The sequence below is a fragment of the Nonomuraea sp. NPDC049309 genome (assembly GCF_043196965.1).
In the GTDB taxonomy this organism is placed as follows: Bacteria; Actinomycetota; Actinomycetes; order Streptosporangiales; family Streptosporangiaceae; genus Nonomuraea; species Nonomuraea fastidiosa.
Map to the genome: position 1 here is coordinate 1,615,690 of NZ_JBICSH010000001.1, position 18,993 is coordinate 1,634,682.

15 protein-coding genes are annotated in these 18,993 nt (G+C 73.6%); 9 read left to right on the forward strand and 6 right to left on the reverse strand.

Annotated elements, in window-relative coordinates; all coding sequences use genetic code 11:
* The first annotated feature begins 20 nt into the window (after window positions 1–20).
* The 7 genes from glk (at window position 21) to ACGFIM_RS07405 (ending at window position 7,256) form a co-directional block, all read left to right on the forward strand.
* Window positions 21–989 (forward strand): glucokinase, encoded by a 969-nt coding sequence (gene glk / locus ACGFIM_RS07375; protein ID WP_393196102.1) that lies wholly within the window; start codon window positions 21–23, stop codon window positions 987–989.
* Between the two features lie 60 nt (window positions 990–1,049).
* A complete protein-coding gene (eda, locus tag ACGFIM_RS07380) occupies window positions 1,050–1,661 on the forward strand; it encodes a bifunctional 4-hydroxy-2-oxoglutarate aldolase/2-dehydro-3-deoxy-phosphogluconate aldolase (protein WP_393196105.1) in 612 nt (203 codons plus the stop codon).
* 212 nt (window positions 1,662–1,873) lie between these two features.
* Window positions 1,874–2,002 (forward strand): hypothetical protein, encoded by a 129-nt coding sequence (locus tag ACGFIM_RS07385; RefSeq protein ID WP_393196108.1) that lies wholly within the window; start codon window positions 1,874–1,876, stop codon window positions 2,000–2,002.
* Window positions 2,003–2,034: 32 nt separating this feature from the next.
* Window positions 2,035–2,364, forward strand: a complete 330-nt coding sequence (locus ACGFIM_RS07390) for a hypothetical protein (protein WP_393196111.1) — start codon at window positions 2,035–2,037, stop codon at window positions 2,362–2,364.
* Window positions 2,365–2,580: 216 nt separating this feature from the next.
* On the forward strand, window positions 2,581–3,369 hold the full coding sequence (locus ACGFIM_RS07395; RefSeq protein WP_393196114.1) for an IclR family transcriptional regulator: 789 nt from the start codon (window positions 2,581–2,583) through the stop codon (window positions 3,367–3,369).
* Window positions 3,370–3,505: 136 nt separating this feature from the next.
* Window positions 3,506–4,651 (forward strand): cytochrome P450, encoded by a 1,146-nt coding sequence (locus ACGFIM_RS07400; protein ID WP_393196117.1) that lies wholly within the window; start codon window positions 3,506–3,508, stop codon window positions 4,649–4,651.
* A 181-nt stretch (window positions 4,652–4,832) separates the two neighbouring features.
* Window positions 4,833–7,256 carry a protein kinase gene (locus ACGFIM_RS07405; protein ID WP_393196120.1) on the forward strand — a complete coding sequence of 808 codons (2,424 nt, stop codon included), beginning with the start codon at window positions 4,833–4,835 and terminating at the stop codon, window positions 7,254–7,256.
* 490 nt (window positions 7,257–7,746) lie between these two features.
* On the opposite strand, the gene ACGFIM_RS07410 is transcribed toward ACGFIM_RS07405, so the two are convergent.
* Complete coding sequence (locus tag ACGFIM_RS07410; protein WP_393196123.1) at window positions 7,747–8,652, reverse strand: D-isomer specific 2-hydroxyacid dehydrogenase family protein; 906 nt, start codon at window positions 8,650–8,652, stop codon at window positions 7,747–7,749.
* A 755-nt stretch (window positions 8,653–9,407) separates the two neighbouring features.
* On the opposite strand from ACGFIM_RS07410, the gene ACGFIM_RS07415 reads away from it, so the two are divergent.
* The gene (locus ACGFIM_RS07415; protein ID WP_393196126.1) at window positions 9,408–10,619 is read left to right on the forward strand and encodes an MFS transporter; all 1,212 of its coding nucleotides are present in this window, start codon (window positions 9,408–9,410) and stop codon (window positions 10,617–10,619) included.
* Window positions 10,620–10,621: 2 nt separating this feature from the next.
* Here ACGFIM_RS07415 and ACGFIM_RS07420 read toward each other — a convergent pair whose 3' ends face one another.
* The 3 genes from ACGFIM_RS07420 to ACGFIM_RS07430 are packed head-to-tail and all read right to left on the reverse strand — an operon-like array spanning window position 10,622 to window position 13,979.
* Window positions 10,622–11,491 carry a carbohydrate kinase family protein gene (locus ACGFIM_RS07420; protein ID WP_393196129.1) on the reverse strand — a complete coding sequence of 290 codons (870 nt, stop codon included), beginning with the start codon at window positions 11,489–11,491 and terminating at the stop codon, window positions 10,622–10,624.
* Window positions 11,488–12,513, reverse strand: a complete 1,026-nt coding sequence (locus ACGFIM_RS07425; RefSeq protein ID WP_393196132.1) for a LacI family DNA-binding transcriptional regulator — start codon at window positions 12,511–12,513, stop codon at window positions 11,488–11,490. The genes ACGFIM_RS07420 and ACGFIM_RS07425 overlap by 4 nt, the downstream gene beginning before the upstream one ends.
* Window positions 12,510–13,979, reverse strand: coding sequence for a glycoside hydrolase family 13 protein (locus ACGFIM_RS07430; protein ID WP_393196135.1), 1,470 nt, complete (start codon window positions 13,977–13,979; stop codon window positions 12,510–12,512). The genes ACGFIM_RS07425 and ACGFIM_RS07430 overlap by 4 nt, the downstream gene beginning before the upstream one ends.
* A 242-nt stretch (window positions 13,980–14,221) precedes the next feature.
* Between ACGFIM_RS07430 and ACGFIM_RS07435 the strand changes: the two genes are divergently transcribed.
* Window positions 14,222–15,514, forward strand: coding sequence for an ABC transporter ATP-binding protein (locus ACGFIM_RS07435; protein ID WP_393196138.1), 1,293 nt, complete (start codon window positions 14,222–14,224; stop codon window positions 15,512–15,514).
* A gap of 92 nt (window positions 15,515–15,606) precedes the next feature.
* Here the strand turns inward: ACGFIM_RS07435 and ACGFIM_RS07440 are convergent, their stop codons facing one another.
* Window positions 15,607–16,794 carry a hypothetical protein gene (locus ACGFIM_RS07440; RefSeq protein WP_393196141.1) on the reverse strand — a complete coding sequence of 396 codons (1,188 nt, stop codon included), beginning with the start codon at window positions 16,792–16,794 and terminating at the stop codon, window positions 15,607–15,609.
* Window positions 16,795–17,218: 424 nt separating this feature from the next.
* On the reverse strand, window positions 17,219–18,535 hold the full coding sequence (locus ACGFIM_RS07445; RefSeq protein ID WP_393196144.1) for an acyltransferase family protein: 1,317 nt from the start codon (window positions 18,533–18,535) through the stop codon (window positions 17,219–17,221).
* Between the last annotated feature and the right edge of the window lie 458 nt (window positions 18,536–18,993).

The following is an 18,993-nucleotide window of genomic DNA, read 5'->3' on the forward strand; positions in this document are numbered from 1 at the left end:
CCTGAACGCCGGAGGTATGCGTGAGTGCCTTTGACCTTCCGTGGCTCGTCGCCGACATCGGAGGGACCAACGCCAGATTCGGCCTGGTCACCTCGCTCGGAGCGCGCCCCTCGCACGTGGCGGTGCTGCCGGGCCGCGACTATCCGACGCTGCCCGACGCCATGGCCGCCTACCTCGCCGAGCACGCGGGCGGCGTCCGGCCGGGCGCGGCCTGCCTGGCGCTCGCCGGGCCGATCGAAGGCGACCGCTACCGGCTGACGAACTCCTCGTGGGCGGGCAGTGTCCAGGACCTCGACGTGCCGTACGTGCGGCTGCTCAACGACTTCGAGGCGCTGGCCGTGTCGCTGCCGCACCTGGAGGGCGACGAGCTCGTCTCGCTGGGCGGCCCGCCGCCCGGCGACGAGGGCGTCAAGGCGGTGCTCGGCCCCGGCACGGGGCTCGGCGTGGGCGGCCTGGCGCCGTCCGAGCACGGCTGGGTGCCGGTGCCGGGCGAGGGCGGCCACGTCACGGTGCCGGTCGTGGAGCCGCGCGAGTTCGAAGTGGTCCGCGCGCTGCGCTCGCAGGGCATGGAGCACGTGGTGGCCGAGCACCTGCTGTCCGGCCCCGGCCTGGTACGCCTGCACCGGGCGCTCGCCCTGGTGAACGGCGTCACCGCGCCGGAGCTGACCGCCGCCGACATCGTGGCCAGGGTGGACGACTCGCTGTGCGCCGAGACCGTCGAGATGTTCTGCGCGCTGCTCGGCGGCTTCGCCGGCAACGTGGCGCTGACGCTCGGCGCGCGCGGCGGGGTCTATCTCGCCGGCGGCGTGCTGCCCCGTATCGTGGAGCGCGTGCGTGGCAGCGCCTTCCGCACGCGCTTCGAGTCCAACCCCGACATGGCCGCCTACCTGTCAGGGATCGGGACGTCGCTCATCGTGGCGGCCCAGCCGGGCATGACCGGCGCGGCCGCCTGGCTGAGCCATCGGGCCCGCAGGGAGCTGGTGGGCTGACCACCGCCCCCGTTCGAGACGGCCTCGTCCATGAGCGCCGATGAGGAGAAAGATAACCCCATGAGCTTGCTCGATCTCGCCCCCGTGATCCCCGTCGTGGTGATCGAGGACGCCTCCACCGCCGTCCCGCTCGCGCGGGCGCTGGTCGCAGGCGGGCTGCCGGTCATCGAGGTGACCCTGCGCACACCCGCCGCGCGCGAGGCCATCGCCGCGATCGCCGCCGAGGTGCCCGAGGCCACGGTGGGCGCGGGCACGGTCAGGACGGCCGAGGACGTCACCGCGTCGGTCGCGGCCGGCGCGAAGTTCCTGGTCTCGCCCGGCACCACGCCGTCGCTGGTGGAGGCGCTGGACTCGAGCGGGGTGCCGTACCTGCCGGGCGCGGCCACCGTCTCCGAGGTGATGGCGCTGGCCGAGCGCGGCATCAAGGAGATGAAGTTCTTCCCCGCCGAGGCGGCGGGCGGCGTGCCCTACCTGAAGGCGATCGGCGGCCCGGTGCCGGACGTGCGCTTCTGCCCCACCGGCGGCATCCGCCTCGCCACCGCCCCCGACTACCTCGCGCTGCCCAACGTCGGCTGCGTCGGCGGCACCTGGCTCACCCCGGCCGACGCGCTGGCGGCCGGCGACTGGGCCCGCGTGGAGAAGCTCGCCGCGGAGGCCGCCGCGCTCCGCTGACCCCGATGATGGCGGTGTGGCATGGGAGCCGGCCGCGCTGAAGGCGGGGAGGACATCGCCGACGCCGTGACCGCACGGATCACCAAGCTGTGCGGTCACGAGTACCCCGGGCTCGGCGACGACGACCGGCTCGTCGCGCTCGCGGAGGTCACCGACGCGCTCGGCCGCGTCGGCGTCGTGGCTGGAGGAGGACGGCTTCGCGCCTCGCCTCCATGCCCTGCGCGCTCAACCTCGACCGCATCACCCAGCTCCCGCCCGACCGCATGGGCCTGTACGCGGCGGCGCTGGAGATGCTGCCCGAACGCGGGGACGCCGAGCGGGTTCAGACGCCTCTTCCCTGACCGCGTGGGAGTCCCTGCCTCCGCCGGACCGGATGCGGACACTGGCGATCTACGGCACGCCGCTGATGTCCTCGGTGCGCGATCTCGTCGCACGCGCCCCCGCACCCCACTTCTTGGGGATAGGGCGCCAGGATCGCCTCACCGGTCTTGACGCGCTCGGCCATACCGGCATCACCTCACTGACCTTCTTCCGCGTCCCCTGCCTGGCCGGCCTCTCGCCGCTCGCCGCCTGCCGGACGCTGCGCTTCCTGCAGCTCGCGGAGACACCGGTGGAAGATCTCTCACCCCTGGCGGAGCCGCCGGAACTGCGGACGCTGTGGCTGGTGGAGTGCCCTCCGGGCCTCGGCCGGAGGTGCACCTGATCGGACATCAAAAGGTGAGGAACGGAAAGCCGCTCGGCAAGCGCCTGCGCCGCTGATTCCCCCCATCGACACCTGAGCGTGCACGGAGAGATCATCGGTCTTCACTGAGCGTGGTATCAGCGGGCGGCGGCCGGGTAGGTCAGCGGGTGTAAACGACAAGCCCAACCGCAGCCCCGGGAAGCCCCTTCTGCTCCTCGGAGAGCGAAAGGGACATCGATGCCGACGGAAACGATCAGCCAAGTGCACACGGTGCCGGACGAGCGCCCCGCGTCCCAGCCGGGCAGCCTGGAGCGGGGCATCGACATCCTGCTCGCGCTCAGCGCCGCCGCAGAGCCCGTCACGCTGTCGCAGCTGTGCCGCAGCACGGGCCTGCCCAAGTCGACCGCTCACCGCATACTCGGCGTGCTGTGCTCGCGCGCGCTCGCCAGGCGGGTGGGCAGCGCGTACCTGCCGGGCGAGCTGCTGGAGTCGATGGCCGGGGTGACGCGCCCGCGCATCCCGGGCACCCGCAGGCTCGTCCTGCCGTACCTGCTCGGCCTGTACGAGGCCACCAGGCAGACGGTGAACCTGGCCGTGCCCGCCGGGCTGGAGGTGCGTTACGTCGAGCGCATCTACGGCCACGACCGGGTCCCCTCGCGTTCCGACGGCGACGACCGCGCGCCGCTGCACTGCACGGCGGCCGGCAAGGCGCTGCTGGCCTTCGACCCGAAGCTGCGCGACGGGCTGCCCGCGGGGAGCCCGTTCGCGCGGATGACGCGCCGCACGATCACCGGTCTGGCGGCGCTCGAACGCGAGCTGGCCCAGGTGCGCAGGCACGGCGTCGCGTACGCGCGCGAGGAGTACACCGAGGGCGTGTCCTGCGTGGCGGCCCCGGTGTTCGGTCCCGGCGGGCGGGTCTGCATGGCGGTGGCGGTGGCGGCGCCCGCGCACCTTCCGCTGGCGCGGCTGGACATCTCCGTGCGCGGGGCGGCCCAGGCCATCTCCGCGGCCCTGCTCAGCCGGTGACCGTTCCGGTGGCCGGAACACCGACCGATCTTGAAGCCGGAAGTGTTCCATTGACCGAAACCCCGCATTGCGGCGGCGTCGCCGGGACGATCACATCGATCCATGACCTACCCACCCGTTCTCCGCAAGGCCGCGCGTGCCTAGGGGGCTGCCCAGGACGACCCTGCTGGAGAGCCTGCGCCTGACCGCCCTGCTCCTCCCGCCGGGCATCCCGCACCTCACGCACGGCCGCGACCTGCTGCGCTCGCGCGCGCTGCTGGCCGACCTCGATGCCCGTTACGGCGGCCGTCCCGTGCTGGTCCGCAAGCCGCGCCGCCCCGCTCTGCTCGTGCTGTCCAAGCGCGACGCCCTGCGCGTGCTCGACGAGGACGATCCCGCCTTCGCGCCCGCGCTCGACGAGCGCCCCTTCGGCCTGCCCACCGACGTGCTGCGGCCGCGTTTCGTCGAGATCGCCCAGGAGGAGGCCGCCGAGCTGGCCAGCGGCGTGGTGGACCACTCGCGGCTGAACGCCTGCTGGCAGCGCGTGGCCAGGCGCTGCGTCTACGGCGACGGCGCCGCCCGCGACGAGGAGCTCACCCGCCTGCTCGAAGGCATCACGCGGGCCGGCCGGTGGCGGGCGGGCCGCCGCCAGGAGATCCTGTCCGGACGGTACGACGCCCGCATCATCGACCACCTGCGCAGGGCCGAGCCCGGCAGCCTGGCCGGGCTGATCGCCGAGACGCCCGAGCCGGAGGCGCGGGGGCTCATGCAGGCGGCGTACTGGCTCATGGGGTTCGGCTGCGCCGCGGCCGGGCTGACGCAGACGCTGGCGCTGCTCGCCGCGCACCCGGGCCACCGCAAGACGGCCCGCAACGACCCCGAGCACCTGCGCGCGTGCCTGCGCGAGGGCCTGCGCCTGTGGCCGTCGGTGCCGGCGCTGTCGCGGGTCACCACCACCGACACCGAGTGGTACGGCTCCACCGTGCCCGCGGGCACCCCCGTCCTCGTGCCCGTCGCGGCGCACCAGCGCAGCCCGCACCTGCCGTACGCCGACACCTTCGCCCCGGAGATCTGGCTGGACGGCACCGCCGCCACCGAGTGGTGGGCGCGGCCCGGCTGCGACGGCGTGCACCTGACGCTCGCCGTCGGCACCGCCTTCCTCGGCACCATCCTGCGCATCGCCCGCCCCAAGCCCGTCGGCAGGCTGCTCTCGCCCCACCGGCCACTGCCGCACGCCATCGATCTCGCCCGCCTGCGCGTCTCCATGCGGCCCCTGCGCCGCGACCCCGCCCGAGGCTGCTGAACGGCCTACCCGTTGGGGCCGTGCACGGCCTAGTGGCCAACGGACATCGCCTGTCTCCGTTAGAGTCTGGGGTACAAACGGGATGCCGGGCGCGGGACAGTTCGGGTTGTCACACGATACGAACCGGCGGGAGGAACGGTTCGGGTTGCGACGGGATGACGACGGCGAGAGGACGGCGACGTTGGGGCGCTCCGCAGGCACTCCTCTTGAGCCGGATGACCCGCCGGCGATCGGCCCCTACGAGCTGATCCGCCGTCTCGGCTCCGGTGGCATGGGCGTGGTCTACCTCGCCAAGGCCCCCGACGGTTCCAAGGTCGCGGTCAAGGCGATCAGGCGCGACTTCACCGCCGACCCGGTCTACCGGGCGCGGTTCCACGAAGAGGTGTCCAACGCGCGCAAGGTCGCCTCGTTCTGCACCGCGCGCGTGCTCGACCACGGCGAGGACCGCGGCCGGCTCTACCTCGTCACCGAGTACATCGACGGCATCTCGCTCGAAGAGCACCTCATCGAGCACGGCGCGCTGTCGCCGTCCGTGCTGCACGCCGCCGCCGTCGGCGTGGCCGCCGCGCTCACCGCCATCCACGCGGCCGGGCTCGTCCACCGCGACCTCAAGCCGGCCAACGTGATGCTGACGCTGGCCGGGCCGCGCGTGATCGACTTCGGGCTGGCCCGCTCCACCCACGTCCACTCCCGCCACACCAACGCCGGCATGGTCATGGGCACGCCCGGATGGATCGCACCCGAGCAGGTCTTCGAGGGGCAGACCAGCCCGGCGGGCGACGTGTTCGCGTGGGGGTCGCTCATCGCGTACGCGGGGCTCGGCGGGCATCCGTTCGGCGAGGGCGACGCGTACGTGATGGCGGCCAGGGCCCGGCAGGCGCCGCCCGACCTGCGCGGGCTGCCCGAGCCGCTGGACCGGCTCGTCGCGGCGGCCATCCACCCCGACCCCGCGCGCCGGCCCGCCGCCCGGCAGCTGCTGCTCGAGCTGGTGGGCGCCGCCGACGAGCCCGCCGCGCAGCTCGCCGCGACCAAGCATCTGACCAACGCGTGGAACCCGTCCGAGTTCGGGCCGCTCATGCCGCCCCCGCCCGACGTCACCCACGCCGGGGCCCGCCCCGCCGTCCACCTTCCGCCGCAGCCGCCGCCCGCCGAACGCACCGGCCCGACGCCCGGCACCACCCGGGCGCCCCAGCCGCCGCCCGGCGACCGCGGCCCCGTCCCCGGCCCGGCTGCCCCGCACCCTGGCCCTCACGCCGCGCCTCAGGGCGCCCCGGGCGCACCGCAGGGAACCCCGGGCACTCCCCAGGGAGCCCCTGGCACGCCGCAGGGTGGCCCGGCCCCTGGCGCGTCTCACGCCGCCCCTGGACCGTCCCATGCCCCGCAGCCCGGCCCGGCCCCCGCACACGTGTCCCAGCCCGGCCCTCAGGGCGGGCCTCAGCCCGGCCCGAACGCGCCCCAGGGCGGGCCCGGCGTGCCCCGGCAACCCGGCCAGGGAGGAGCCCAAGGCGGCCCGGCCGCGCCCCCACCTGGACCGAACGCGCCCCAGGGCGGACCCGGCACACCCCAGGGCGGACCCGGCACACCCCAGAGTGGGCCTGGCACGCCCCAGAGTGGGCCTGGCACGCCGCAGGGTGGCCTGGCCGCGCCCCAGGGCGGGCCGCAGCCCGGCCAGAACGTGCCGCCCCAGGCCGCGTCGGCGCACGCGCCACAGCAGGTCGTACCGCCAGGAGCCCCGCAGGGCGGCGCTCCGCAGGGTGGCGCACCGCAGAGCGGCGCACCGCAGAGCGGCGCACCGCAAGGAGGCGCACCGCAACAGCCGCCGCCCGCCGAACGCACGGGACCGCGCCCCGGTTCTTCGCACCAACCGCCGCCCGCCGAGCGGACCGGCCCCCGTCCGGGCTCGTCCCGCGCGCCGCAACAGCCGCCGCCAGCCGAACGCACCGGGCCGCGGCCGGGTGGCGCGCCCCCGCAGCCACCGCCCGCCGAGCGCACGGGACCGCTGCCGAGGACGTCGCACCCGCCGCAGCAGCCGCCGCTGGAGTGGACCGGGCCGATGCCGCGGGTGCCCATGCCGCCGCCCCAGGGCAGGCCGATGCCCCAGCGGCCGGGCCGGGATCCGCGCCGGCTCTACGGCGGCCCCAGGCGCGGCGTGACCAACGGTTGCCTGGCCATGGTGGCGGTCGTCGCCGTGCTGATGGTGGGGCTGGTCTCCGGGCTGTCCTGGTTCTTCCGTTCGCCCGCCGTCGGCGAGGACGGGCCGGTGCAGGACGGCAAGCTGCGCTTCGCGGTGACCGGCGTGCACTGCGAGGACACGGGCAAGGCGGCGACGCGAACGTGCGAGGTCGGCATCCAGGTCAGGAACGTCGGCCAGGAGGCCCGCGTGCTCGATCCCGGCCGGCAGATGCTGATCGATGAGGACAAGGCGCTGCACGGCGGCACCAAGCTGCTCGACGAGGACGGCAAGGAGATCACCCCGGTCCGGATCGAGGCGGGCCGGACGTTCAAAGGAGCGGTGGTGTTCGAGCTGCCGGACGACCTCGACCCGCTGGGCCTGGAGGTCCACGACTCGGGCCTGAGCCGCGGCGCCCGTCTCAACCTCGACTGACCCGAGCCGGCACCACCGCCCCGCCCCGGCCGCACAGACACCCGCCCACCGCCCGGAGGAGCACGGCACAGGCCCGCTGGACTCCGACCGCCGCGCCTGAGGCCCCTCACCCCGCGACAGGCACCCGAACCGGACAGGCAGTCAGCCGGCCGGCCGGGGCCGGCCGGGGCCGGCCGGGCCACCGGGAGGACTACCGGGAGGGCCACCGGAAGGGCAGGGTATGGCCGCCGAGCCAGGCAGGCCACCGGGGCAGAACCGGTCACGCCACCAGGCAGAGCGCCGGGAGAGCCGGCCAAGCGACCGGCAGAGGCCAGGCAGACGGCCGAGCCGAGCCGGACAGGCCGCCGAACCGAGCCGGACAGGCCGCCGAACCGAGCCGGACAGGCCGCTGGGAGCGGCGGCCGGGCTGCGGGGTCGGCGATCGAGCAGTCGGGACGGACAACCGAACAGCCGGGACGGCGCGGGACCGGCGGCGAACGCGGAAGGGCGGTCAGAAGCCCTGGGAGGGGGAGGCGACGCCCTCCAGGGGTTCGCCGGCGATGAGGTGGCGGACGTTGGCCGTGACCCGGTCGGCCAGGCCGCGCCAGTAGGCCGGGCGCGGGTTGGCGCTGTGCGGGGTGATGAGCACGTTCTCCAGGGTCCACAGGGGGTGGCCGTCGGGCAGCGGCTCGGGGTCGGTGACGTCGAGCGCCGCCCCGCCGATGACGCCCGAGCGGAGCGCCTCCACCAGCTCGCCGGTGACGACGAGGCTGCCTCTGGCGACGTTCACCAGCCAGGCGTCCTCCCGCATCAGCCCGAACTCGTGCGCGCCGAACATCCCCCTGGTCTCGGGGGTGGCGGGCGCGGCGACGACGACGTAATCGGCCTCGGGCAGCGCCTCGCGGAAGCGGGCGCGCGGCAGGATGGTGTCGGCGCCGGGTACCTGGCCGCGGTCGCTGACCGCCACGACGCGGCAGCCGAACGGCTCCAGCAGCCGGGTCAGCGACCTGCCGATGCCGCCCGCGCCGACGATGGCGACCGTCGATCCGGCGAACACCCGGGAGTCGTTGCGGCCCCAGGTGGTGGCCCTCGCATGGCGGTGCAGGGAGCGGGCGGCGGCCAGCATGAGGGCGAGGGCGTGCTCGGCGACGGCCGGGCCGTACGCGCCGGTGGCGGCGGTGAAGACGGGATGGTCGGCGAGGATGCCGGCGTCGGCCCAGCGCTCGATGCCGGCGTGCGGGAGCTGCACCCAGCGGATGCCCTCGTGCAGCATGCCGCGCAGCTCGTCCGGGTCGTCGTTGCCGTAGTAGACGATCGCCTCGGCCTGCTCCAGTGGGACGACCCGCCCGCCGGCGCGGCGCACGGCGTCGATGAGAACGGGGACGGGTTCGGGGCCGACGTGGACGGCGAGGGTCATCGGGGCAGCCTCCCGGTGGTACGCGTGGATCGGGCCACGAGCTTATCCGGCCCGGACAAGCAGCCCGCCGCTGAGGTCTCCCCGCACCGCATAAGGACAGGCCTCCCCCGCACCGCGCAAGGCAGGCCTCCCCGCTCTGCAGGAGGCAGGTCTCTTGCGCCACAGGAGGCACGCCTCCCCCACGCCACAGGAGGCAGGCCTCCCCCACGCCACAGGAGGCAGGCCTCTCCAGCGTCATCGGAGGGCAGGTCTCCTCCGCGTCGCCGCAGGGCACCCCATGCTCTAGGTCTCGCTCTCAGGGCTCCGCCGCTGAGAACTCTCTGCCCGCCAAGAACTGCGCCCTCCGGCGCGCCACACGGGCAGTGGCGCCGCACGCCGCACCGGCAGTGCTGCGGCGCGCCACACCGGCGGTGATGCCGTGCCGCCCTGTCAGCAGCGCCGCGCACCTCACGTCGGCGGTGCCGCGCACCCCAGGCGGTGCCACGTGCCCCAGGCAGTGGTGCGCACCCCAGGCGGTGGTGCCGCGCACCCCAGGCGGTGGTGCCGCGCACCCCAGGCGGTGGTGGCGTGTGCCCCGGCGGTGGTGGCGTGTGGTGGGCGCCTTGCTCGTTCCTGCATTTCCGAATTGTCGATTTACGACCGCCGCACCGGCAGATCATCCCGATATATCAGGACGTAAGTCGTCAAAATGGGCTGCTTGACCATAAGCCACCCATGAGCAACGCTGTAGCGACAACCGTTGCCGGGGGCATCGCGTGAGGCGTCCATTCATCACCTTCCTGGCCGCCAATGCCCTATCCATCACCGGCAACATGCTCTCCCTGCTCGCCGTCCCCTGGTTCGTGCTGGAGACGACCGACAGCGCGGTGCTGACGGGGCTGGCCTCGTTCGCCACCACCTTCCCCATCGTGATCTCCGCCGCGTTCGGCGGCACGCTGGTGGACCGGCTCGGCTACCGCGCGACGAGCGTGCTGTCGGACCTGGCCGGCGGGGTGGTGGCGCTGGCCGTGCCGCTGCTGTTCGTGACCTCCGACCTCGGCTACCCGCTGCTCATGCTGCTGCTCTTCCTGCGCTGGCTGGTGACCACGCCGGGCGAGACCGCGCGCAAGGCCATGCTGCCCGACCTGTCGGTGGCGGCCGGGGTGCGCATCGAGCGGGCGACGGCGGCCTACGACGGGGTCTCCCGGGCCGCCGCGATGGTGGGCGCGCCGCTTGCGGGGATGCTGATCCTGTGGTTCGGCCCGCACCTGCTGCTGTTCATGGACGGGGTGTCGTTCCTGCTGTCGGCGCTGCTGATCGGGGCGGGGGTGCCGCGCGTGCGGCGGAGCGTGCGGCGCTCGGCAGGCTATCTCGGCGACCTGCGGGCCGGGCTCGCGTTCCTGTGGCGGGATCGGCTGCAGCTCAGCGCCACCGCCATGGTCGTGGTGGTCAACCTGCTGGACACGGGCGTCACGCAAGTGCTGCTCGCGCTCTACTCGCGCGAGGTGGTGGGCGATCCGCGGGCGTTCGGCCTGCTCACGGGCATGCTGGGGGCGGGCGCGGTGGCCGGGACCATCGTGTACGGCGCGACCGGCGAGCGCCTGCCGATGCGGCTGACGTACGGGCTGGCCTTCCTGCTCGCCGGGGTGCCGCGCGTGCTGGTGCTGGCGCTGGGCGCGCCGTTCCCGGTGGCGCTGGCGGTGACGGCGGTGTCGGGGTTCGCGGCGGGCGCGATCAACCCGATCCTGGGCATCCTGCAGTACGACCGGATCCCCGCTCCGCTGCGGGCCCGGGTGATCGGGACGATGACGGCCGCCATGTACGCGGGCATGCCGATCGGCGGCCTGCTCGCGGGCTCGCTCAGCTCCCTGACCGGCCTGGACGTGACGCTGCTGATGTTCACCTGCGTGTACGTGCTGATCTCGGCGCCGCCGTTCGTCTTTCCCGCCTGGCGGGAGCTGGACCGCTCGCGCCCGTTCGGGAGCTGAGGTCAGGCGCGGGCGAGCAGCAGCTCCTCGGTGATCGGGGACTCGTGGGTGCCGGGCACGGTGCAGGCGTGCGCTCCGGCGATCGCGCCGAGACGTACGCACTCCTCCAGGGGCCTGCCGCGCAGGGTGCCGTACAGGAAGCCGGAGACGAACGCGTCGCCCGCGCCGTTGGTGTCGGCCACGGGGCCGGGCAGCGGCGCGGCCGGGAAGGCGCGTACGCCGGAGCCGCGGGTGAGCACCAGGCAGCCGAGCCCGCCGCGCGTGCAGACGACGGTGTGGGCCCGGCCGCGCTCGGCGATGGCGCGCATGGTGGCGGCCGGGTCGGCCAGCGCGGCGGCGGACAGGAACACCAGGTCGGAGCGGTAGGCGAAGTCCTCGTGGTAGTCGTCGGCGCCGTCCCAGTCGTGCAGGTCGGTGGAGACGGGCACGCCGCCGAGGTCGTCGAAGACGTCGCGGCAGGCGTCGCTGATCGACACGTGAGCGTGCCTGACCGGCAGGCCGGCGTACAGCTCGCGCGGCAGGCGCTCGCCGGGCGTGGCTCTGGCGTCGTGCAGCGAGGTGCGGCGGCCGTCGGGTCCGACCAGCAGGACGCTGCGGCGGGTGCCGGCGGCGGCGCGGCCGAAGCGGCAGTCGAGGTCGCGCAGCGCGTCGCGGATGAGCGCGCCCTGCGGGTCGTCGCCGATGAGGTCGGCGAAGGCGACGCTCAGCCCGAGCGCGTGGCAGCCGAGCGCGACGCCGGAGCCGGTGTTGCCGATGCGGTCGGCGACGGGCGGAACGTGGCAGGTGTCGCGGTACGGCAGCGGCAGCTCGGGGACGTACACGGTGGTGTCGACGCCGGAGCCGCCGAGCACCAGCAGGTCGTGACCGCTCACCGGTTGACCAGCGGGCCGGAGCCGGTGGAGCCGCGCACCACCAGCTCCGGCTGGAAGACCAGCTCGACGTGCTTGGCGGGCGCGCCGTTGACCTCTTCGAGCAGCGTCTGCACGGCGGCCGAGGCCATCGCGCCGATCGGCTTGCGTACGGTGGTCAGCGGCGGATCGGTGAACGCGATGAGCAGCGAGTCGTCGAACCCGACCACCGACACCTCGCCCGGCACGGACAGCCCCTTCTCCCTGCACGCCCTGATCGCGCCGAGCGCCATGAGGTCGCTCGCGCACACGATGCCGGTGCAGCCCCTGCTGAGCAGCTGCGCGGCGGCGGCCTGGCCGCCCTCGACGGAGAACAGCGAGTGGGAGATCAGCTCATCGACGTCGGTCGCGCCGAGCAGCTGCGCCATGGCCTGCCGGTAGCCCTCGATCTTCCTGATGACGGGGACGAACCTGCGCGGCCCGAGCGCGAGGCCGATGCGCTCGTGGCCGAGGTCGACGAGGTGCTGTACGGCGAGCCTGGCGGCCATGCGGTCGTCGGGCGAGATGAAGGGCGCGTCGATGTGCTCGTTGTAGCCGTCGACCAGCACGATCGGCAGCCCGCGGTCGGTCAGCCTGGTGTAGCGGTCCATGCGGGCGGTGGTGTCGGCGTGGAGCCCGGAGACGAACACGATGCCGCTGACGCCGCGGTCGACGAGCAGCTCGGTGAACTCGTCCTCGGGCGCGCCGCCGGGGAGCTGGGTGCACAGCACGGGCGTGTAGCCGTGCTGGGTCAGTGCCTTCTCGATGGCCTGGGCGAACGCGGGGAAGATCGGGTTGTCCAGCTCGGGCGTCACCAGGCCGACCAGGCCGTTGCTGCGCTGCCGCAGGCGGGGCGGGCGCTCGTAGCCCATGAGGTCGAGCGCGGCCATCACCGCCTGCCGCGTGGCCGCCGAGACGCCCGGCTTGCCGTTGAGCACTCTGCTGACGGTGGCCTCGCTCACCCCTGCCTGGGCGGCGATGTCGGCGAGGCGAGCGTGACCGTTCATGCCAGACACTTTACTTTCCACCAGGCCGCCGAATCGGCTGCTCCGGGGACGTCGGAGGCGAGCAGGAGGGTGCCGTCCACGCCGAAGTCGACGGGCTCGCCGGTGAGGTTGACGGCGCAGACGAACGCGCCCCGGGAGAACATCAGCGTGCCTTCGGGAGAGTCGTGCCAGACCAGGTCGCCGTCGAGGTCGCGGCGCAGCCGCAGGGCCGTGCGGTACAGCTCGAGCGTGGAGCCGGGCACGCCTTCCTGGGCCTGCACGCTCAGCTCGGCCCACTCGGCGGGGATGGGCAGCCACGGGTCGCGCCAGCCGCCGTCGCGGGTCCAGGGCAGCGGCACGCGGCAGCCGTCGCGGCCGCTGTCGGGGTCGCGCAGCCGCTGCGGGTCCTGGCACAGCTCGGGCGGCAGGTCCTGCACCTCGGGCAGGCCCAGCTCCTCGCCGTTGTAGATGTAGGCGGAGCCGGGCAGCGCGAGCGTGAGCAGCGCGGCGGCGCGCGCTCTGGCCAGGCTGCCGTAGCGGGTGACGTGCCGCTTGACGTCGTGGTTCGACAGGACCCAGGTGGTGGGCGCGCCGACCGAGCCGGCCGTGGCCAGCGAGTCGTCGATGACCTCGCGCAGCGCGGCGGCGTCCCAGGGGGCGAACAGGTAGTGGAAGTTGAACGCCTGGTGCAGCTCGTCGGGGCGGACGTACATGGCCAGCCGCTCGGGCGTGGGCGCCCACGCCTCGGCCACGCCGATGCGCTCGCCCGGATAGGAGTCGAGCACCCGCCGCCAGGAGCGGTGGATCTCGTGCACCTCGTCGTTGTCGAAGAACGGCACCGGCTCCCTGCCGACCATCGTGGCCTGGCCGCCGCGCCCGATGTCGGGCAGACCGCGTGGCTTGACCATGCCGTGCGCCACGTCCACGCGGAAGCCGTCCACGCCCAGGTCGAGCCAGAAGCGCAGGATCGACTCGAACTCGCCGCGCACCTCGTCGCTGTCCCAGTTGAGGTCGGGCTGCTCGGGGGCGAACAGGTGGAGGTACCACTGCCCGTCCTCGACCTGGGTCCAGGCGGAGCCGCCGAAGATGGACTCCCAGTCGTTGGGCCGGTCGCGGAAGATGTAGCGGTCGCGCCGCTCGCCGCGCAGCGCCTGCTGGAACCACGGGTGCTGATCGGAGGTGTGGTTGGGGACGATGTCGACGATGACGCGCAGCCCGTGGCCGTGCGCCTCGTCGATGAGCGCCTTGGCGTCGGCGAGCGTGCCGAAGAGCGGGTCGACGTCGCGGTAGTCGGCCACGTCGTAGCCGAAGTCGGCCATCGGGGACGGGTAGAAGGGCGTGAGCCAGATGGCGTCGACGCCGAGGCCCGCGAGATAGGGCAGGCGATCGCGGACGCCTATCAGGTCGCCCACGCCGTCGCCGTTGCCGTCGGCGAAGCTGCGCACGTAGACCTGATAAATCGCCGCATTTCGCCACCAGTCGGTCATCGGTCTCCCCCGAGGTCTCCCCAGCACGCCTCGACCATGAAATCCCTTTCCGCAAGTTTACGCAACCGCTTCCACGCCCATCAGATCCGGAAATCTAGGCGTTCGGATGCCCAAAAGTCCCGCCCGAAACCTCGACCGAATGAGATTCTTTATGTCAAGGGTGGACATCCAGTGTTAAGGCACGATGTACTACCTCTTCAATCAGCCCCGTCACAGGTGACACGCGCGCAAGGTGTGGGCCCATGAGCTCGGTCGTTCTCGACAAAGTGTCCAAGGTGTATCCGGGTGGCTATCTGGCAGTCGACCGGCTGAGCCTCCAAGCGAAGGACGGTGAGTTCCTCGTCCTGCTCGGCCCGTCAGGCTGCGGCAAGTCCACCCTGCTCCGCATGATCGCGGGGTTGGAGGACATCACCGCGGGCGACCTATGGCTGGACGGCGAGCTGGCCAACAACCTGGCCCCGCGCGACCGCGACGTCGCGATGGTGTTCCAGAACGGCGCCCTCTACCCCCACAGGACGGTCCGCGGGAACATCGCCTTCCCCTTAGAGATCGCCAAGGCCGACCCCGCGATGGTCCGCGAGCGCGTCACCGAGCTGTCCAAGGCGCTGCACATCGACGAGACGCTCGACCGCCGACCCGGCACGCTCTCCGGCGGCCAGCGGCAGCGGGTGGCGATGGGACGGGCCATCGTCCGCCAGCCCAAGCTCTTCCTCATGGACGAGCCCCTGTCGAACCTCGACGCCGGCATGCGCACCGAGCTGCGCATGGAGATCTCGGCGCTGGTCAGGTCGCTCGGCGTCACCACCATCTACGTCACCCACGACCAGGTGGAGGCCCTGACCCTGGCCGACAGGATCGCGATCTTGAACCGCGGCGTCCTCCAGGACGTAGGCACGCCGGCGCAGATTTACAACGATCCAGCCACCGCGTTCGTCGCCGCGTTCCTCAACTCGCAGCAGCTGAACCTGCTCGCGGCCACCGTCAGGACGCCGCAGAACCAGTACGTCATGCTGGACTTCGGCACGCACCGGCTCACGATGCCGTGGAGCGATCCGCGGGCGTACGCGGTCTCGCAGCACACCGGCGGGCAGGTGCTCGTCGGGTTACGGCCCGACGGGCTGGCGCCGGTGCCCGAGTCGTACGAAGGGCCCTCGTTCTTCGGGCGCGTCCGCGCCCTCGAGTACCACGGGCACGAGTGGCTGGCGTACCTGGAGTGCGGGATGCCCGGCGTGCCGGTGCCCGAGCCGCCGGACCCGCGCCAGCGGCGCCGCGCCAACGGCGTGTCCGAGGGCGGCGGCAGGCTGACCGGGCTGGTACGGCGGCTGTTCTCCCGCGAGGACGAGGAGTGGCAGGAGCAGGAGCGCGTGGGCCAGCACCCGAACGGCAGCGGCGTCCACCGGCGCTCCGACCTGATCGTGCGGCTCGGCGGGCGGCCCATCTGGCGGCAGGGCGACCCGGCCAAGGTCGCCGTGGACGTCTCCCGCATCATGATCTTCACGCTGGACGGCGCCCGCATCGACCCGCCCCGCCGCTGACCGGAGCCCGCCCCGCCCCTCGGCTCTGCCGCACCCCCGACGAGGTCCGGCCCGCCGCTGACCGGGGTCGCCCCGCCCCCGATCGCGCGTCGTCACGCGAGGCTCCAGCGAGGGCCGTCGGGAGTGTCCTCGACGGCGACACCGCCCCTGACCAGGGCCGCGCGCAGGGCGTCGGCGACGTCGTAGCGGCCGCTCGCGCGCAGCTCGGCCCGCAGCTCGAGGAGCGGCTCGACCAGGGCGGTCAGCCGCTCGGAGCGCCGCCCCGACTCCGCGGCCAGCTCGCCGAGCCGGGCGATCAGCAGCCGCATCAGCTCCCTGGCCTGCTCCACGCCGCCCGAGTCCTCCTCGGTGTCGGCGGCCCACTTGACCATCTCCGCCTCCAGGTCGAGCACCGCCTCCGCGGCCCGCATCGGGTCGCGCCCCGCCACGGCGGCGAACGTCTCCTCGCACGAGCGGATCGACTCCTCCAGCGTCACCTCGGCGGGGGGCGCCTCCACCTGAGGCGGCGCCATGCCCGGCGAGCCGCCCGCCGCACCGCCCTCGGCCAGGCGGCGCAGCTCGGCCAGGTCCGTACGCGTCCCGGACGGCAGCACCGTCGCCGCCCCGGACCGGCGCACGGTCAGCCCGCCGCGCCCCGCCACCCGCACCTCCTCGCTCGCCAGGTCGATGATGAGCGCGGTGTGCTCGTCGATCCCCAGGACGGCGGTGCCCGGCGGCAGCTCGCGCTCCATCCGCGACAGCCGCCGCTCCCCCAGGTAGCAGTAGCGGGTGTCGTGAGTGCCGCCCTCGGCGTTGTCGAAGTGGGGGATCACCACCGCCTGCAGCCCCAGCGGCTCCAGCAGGTCCAGGCCCTCGCGCCAGTGCGGGTCCGCGCCCACCTTGTAGATCTCATAGACCGGGACGGTGGCCAGCCCCGCCGTGCAGGCCGCCGCCGAGGCGAGCACGGTCACGCCCTCGCGGGCGCGCACCCGGGCGCGCAGGTCGCCCGCCACGCCGGAAGCGGCCCAGCGGTCCAGCGCGTACGTGGGGCTGCCGGGCCCCGAGAACACCCAGTCCGCGCCGGCGATGGACGGCGCCACCTCCACCTCGAGCCCGACGCTGCGGGCGAAGTAGCGGCGGGCGCGGGCGGAGATGTCGGCGCAGTTCTCCTGGAAGGCGTACGGGGTGTCGAGCAGCACGGCCCGCGCCCCCGCGCGCAACGTCCGCGCCGCGGCGCGGTGGACCTCGACCATGGTCGGGCTCGTCTCCCCCGACCCCATCAACACCAGCAAACCGGGCATCACCGTCGGCCTCCTCGTCGCACGCCATCGATCACAACCCGGCCGCCCTGGCGTTTCAAGACCGACACGTGACATGCCAGATGAACGCACCTGCACATCGTTGGCAGTAAAGTCGGTGGCGATGACGGCAGGACACGTGGTCTCGGTCGAGACGCTCATGCTCAGGGTGGACGCCAGCGGCCGCTGGTCGTACCGGACGGCCTCCGCGATCCCCCTGCCCGGGGAGAGCCCGGACGAGACGGCCAGGCGGCTCGGCGGGATCTCCGCCGCCGACCCCGCCACCGTCGTCCACTCCACGAGCTGGCGCTACGAGCCGGGCACCGTCGTCCTCACGTACGCGATCTGCCCCGACCCCGAGCCCTGGCTGCCCGCGACCGAGGCGCCGGTGCTGGAGATCGCCCGCGGCCCGGCGCCCGCCGCGCCGTCACCCGCTGGATTCTCCCTGGTCAACGTGGTCGCTCACGCGGTGCGTCACCTGGCGTTCCTCATGGCGGAGGACCCGGTCGTCGCCCGCGCCCTCGCGCGGCACCCGCACCTCGCCGCCGCCCTGCAGCCCGCCGCGGCACCGGCGTGAGATCCGCCGTCCCAGGTCCTGCATCGGCTTCTCCACGAACCGGTACGTCACCGCGCTCACCGCGATGATCAGCGCCAGCGCCGCCGCCGACATCACCAGCTGGTACGCGAGCGGCTCGCCGCGCAGGTCACCGCTGAACAGCACGAAGTACCGCAGCAGTGGATGATGCACCAGGTAGAGCGAGTAGCTGATCAGCCCGAACCACACGAGGATCCTCGGCAGCCGCCGCCCCCGCAGCGCCATCCCGCCCGCGAACGTGGCCGCCGCCAGCAGGATCGTGGTCAGCCAGACGTCCGCCTGCACCCACCACCAGCCGCTCTCGATCGCCCACACGGGCGCGATGACCACCAGCGCCCCGGTCACCGCCACCGGCCACAGCGGGCCCGTACCCCGCTCCCACCGGTAGATCGCCGTGCCGGCGAACATCACCGCGAGCACCGCCGCCCCCAGCCACGGCACCCGGCTGCTCAGCAGCAGGCACGCCACCGCCATCACGCCGAGCGCGCACGCCGACAACCTGCGCAGGCGGCCCGTCAGCACGCCGGTCAGGCCCAGCACGAACACCGCGCACGACACGTACGCCGGCCACCCGCCGCCGAACACCGCACCGGAGGCCACCAGCCCCACCAGCACCGCCGCGACCGCGAACACGATCGCCCAGGTCCCGCTGCGCTCATGTCCCCTCGTCAGGAACAGCGCCGTGACCACCAGGTAGAAGACCATCTCGTACGAGAGCGTCCACATCGTGTCGGCGACCCCGCCGATGCCCACCACGTCGAGCAGCATCGTCGCGTGCGCCGCCACCGCGCTGCCGTCGCGCACCACCGCCTCCCGCACCGGCGCCCACCACGACAGCGCCAGCACGACGGCGATGACCGCGAGGTAGAGGGGGTAGAGGCGGAAGAAGCGGCTGATCCAGAACGCCCGCACGTCGCCGTGCCGTTCCAGGGACGCCGGGATGATGTAGCCGCTGACCAGGAAGAAGACGAGAATTCCGTAGACGCCGAGACTGAACCAGTAAGGCCGCAGGCTGGGCAGGAACCACGGCAGCATGTGCTCGGCCACGACCGCCAGCGCGCCGATCCCCCGCAGGGCGTCCAGCCAGGCGAGGCGGCCGGCGGAGGTGAGGGCGGGCGGTGACACAGGGGATGAAGTGGCTGCGGACACCCGCCCCAACCTACCCTTTACCGTCCGAACGATGCGCGCAGCTCCGCCGAACACCCCCGCAAACCACCCGCATTCAACGGCCTCCCCCGCCCGACCGCGCCTACCGCTCCCGCTCACTCCTGCACCACCAGGCCGTTCTTCCGACCGACCGCACCACTGCGACAACCACGCCCGCCATCCACCGCGTCAACCGATCGACGCCCCGCCCGGCCGCACCGGCCGCCCCACGCCACTGACCTGCCGCACCAACCGGCCGCCGCGCCCATCGGCCGCCGTGGCCGCTGCGATGCGCCGGCTGACCGCCGCCCCTCTCTTCTCTTTCCCCCCAAGGACCGCCGCCCCTGACAGCCGGCATGAAGTGCGCGCCCGAGATACGGAGGACGGCGCTCTCCAGCCGTGACCTGCGCACCCACCGTCACCTTCAGGGGTCAGGCTGAGGCGCGCCAGAGCGGCGCGGC

What these genes read in the sequence shown, in the direction of transcription:
- ACGFIM_RS07440 (WP_393196141.1), bottom strand. Translation starts at nt 16,794, where the DNA reads ATGCCCGGTTTGCTGGTGTTGATGGGGTCGGGGGAGACGAGCCCGACC.
- ACGFIM_RS07410 (WP_393196123.1), bottom strand. Translation starts at nt 8,652, where the DNA reads ATGACCCTCGCCGTCCACGTCGGCCCCGAACCCGTCCCCGTTCTCATC.
- ACGFIM_RS07395 (WP_393196114.1), top strand. Translation starts at nt 2,581, where the DNA reads ATGCCGACGGAAACGATCAGCCAAGTGCACACGGTGCCGGACGAGCGC.
- ACGFIM_RS07435 (WP_393196138.1), top strand. Translation starts at nt 14,222, where the DNA reads ATGAGCTCGGTCGTTCTCGACAAAGTGTCCAAGGTGTATCCGGGTGGC.
- ACGFIM_RS07390 (WP_393196111.1), top strand. Translation starts at nt 2,035, where the DNA reads ATGCGGACACTGGCGATCTACGGCACGCCGCTGATGTCCTCGGTGCGC.
- eda (WP_393196105.1), top strand. Translation starts at nt 1,050, where the DNA reads ATGAGCTTGCTCGATCTCGCCCCCGTGATCCCCGTCGTGGTGATCGAG.
- ACGFIM_RS07385 (WP_393196108.1), top strand. Translation starts at nt 1,874, where the DNA reads ATGCCCTGCGCGCTCAACCTCGACCGCATCACCCAGCTCCCGCCCGAC.
- ACGFIM_RS07430 (WP_393196135.1), bottom strand. Translation starts at nt 13,979, where the DNA reads ATGACCGACTGGTGGCGAAATGCGGCGATTTATCAGGTCTACGTGCGC.
- ACGFIM_RS07425 (WP_393196132.1), bottom strand. Translation starts at nt 12,513, where the DNA reads ATGAACGGTCACGCTCGCCTCGCCGACATCGCCGCCCAGGCAGGGGTG.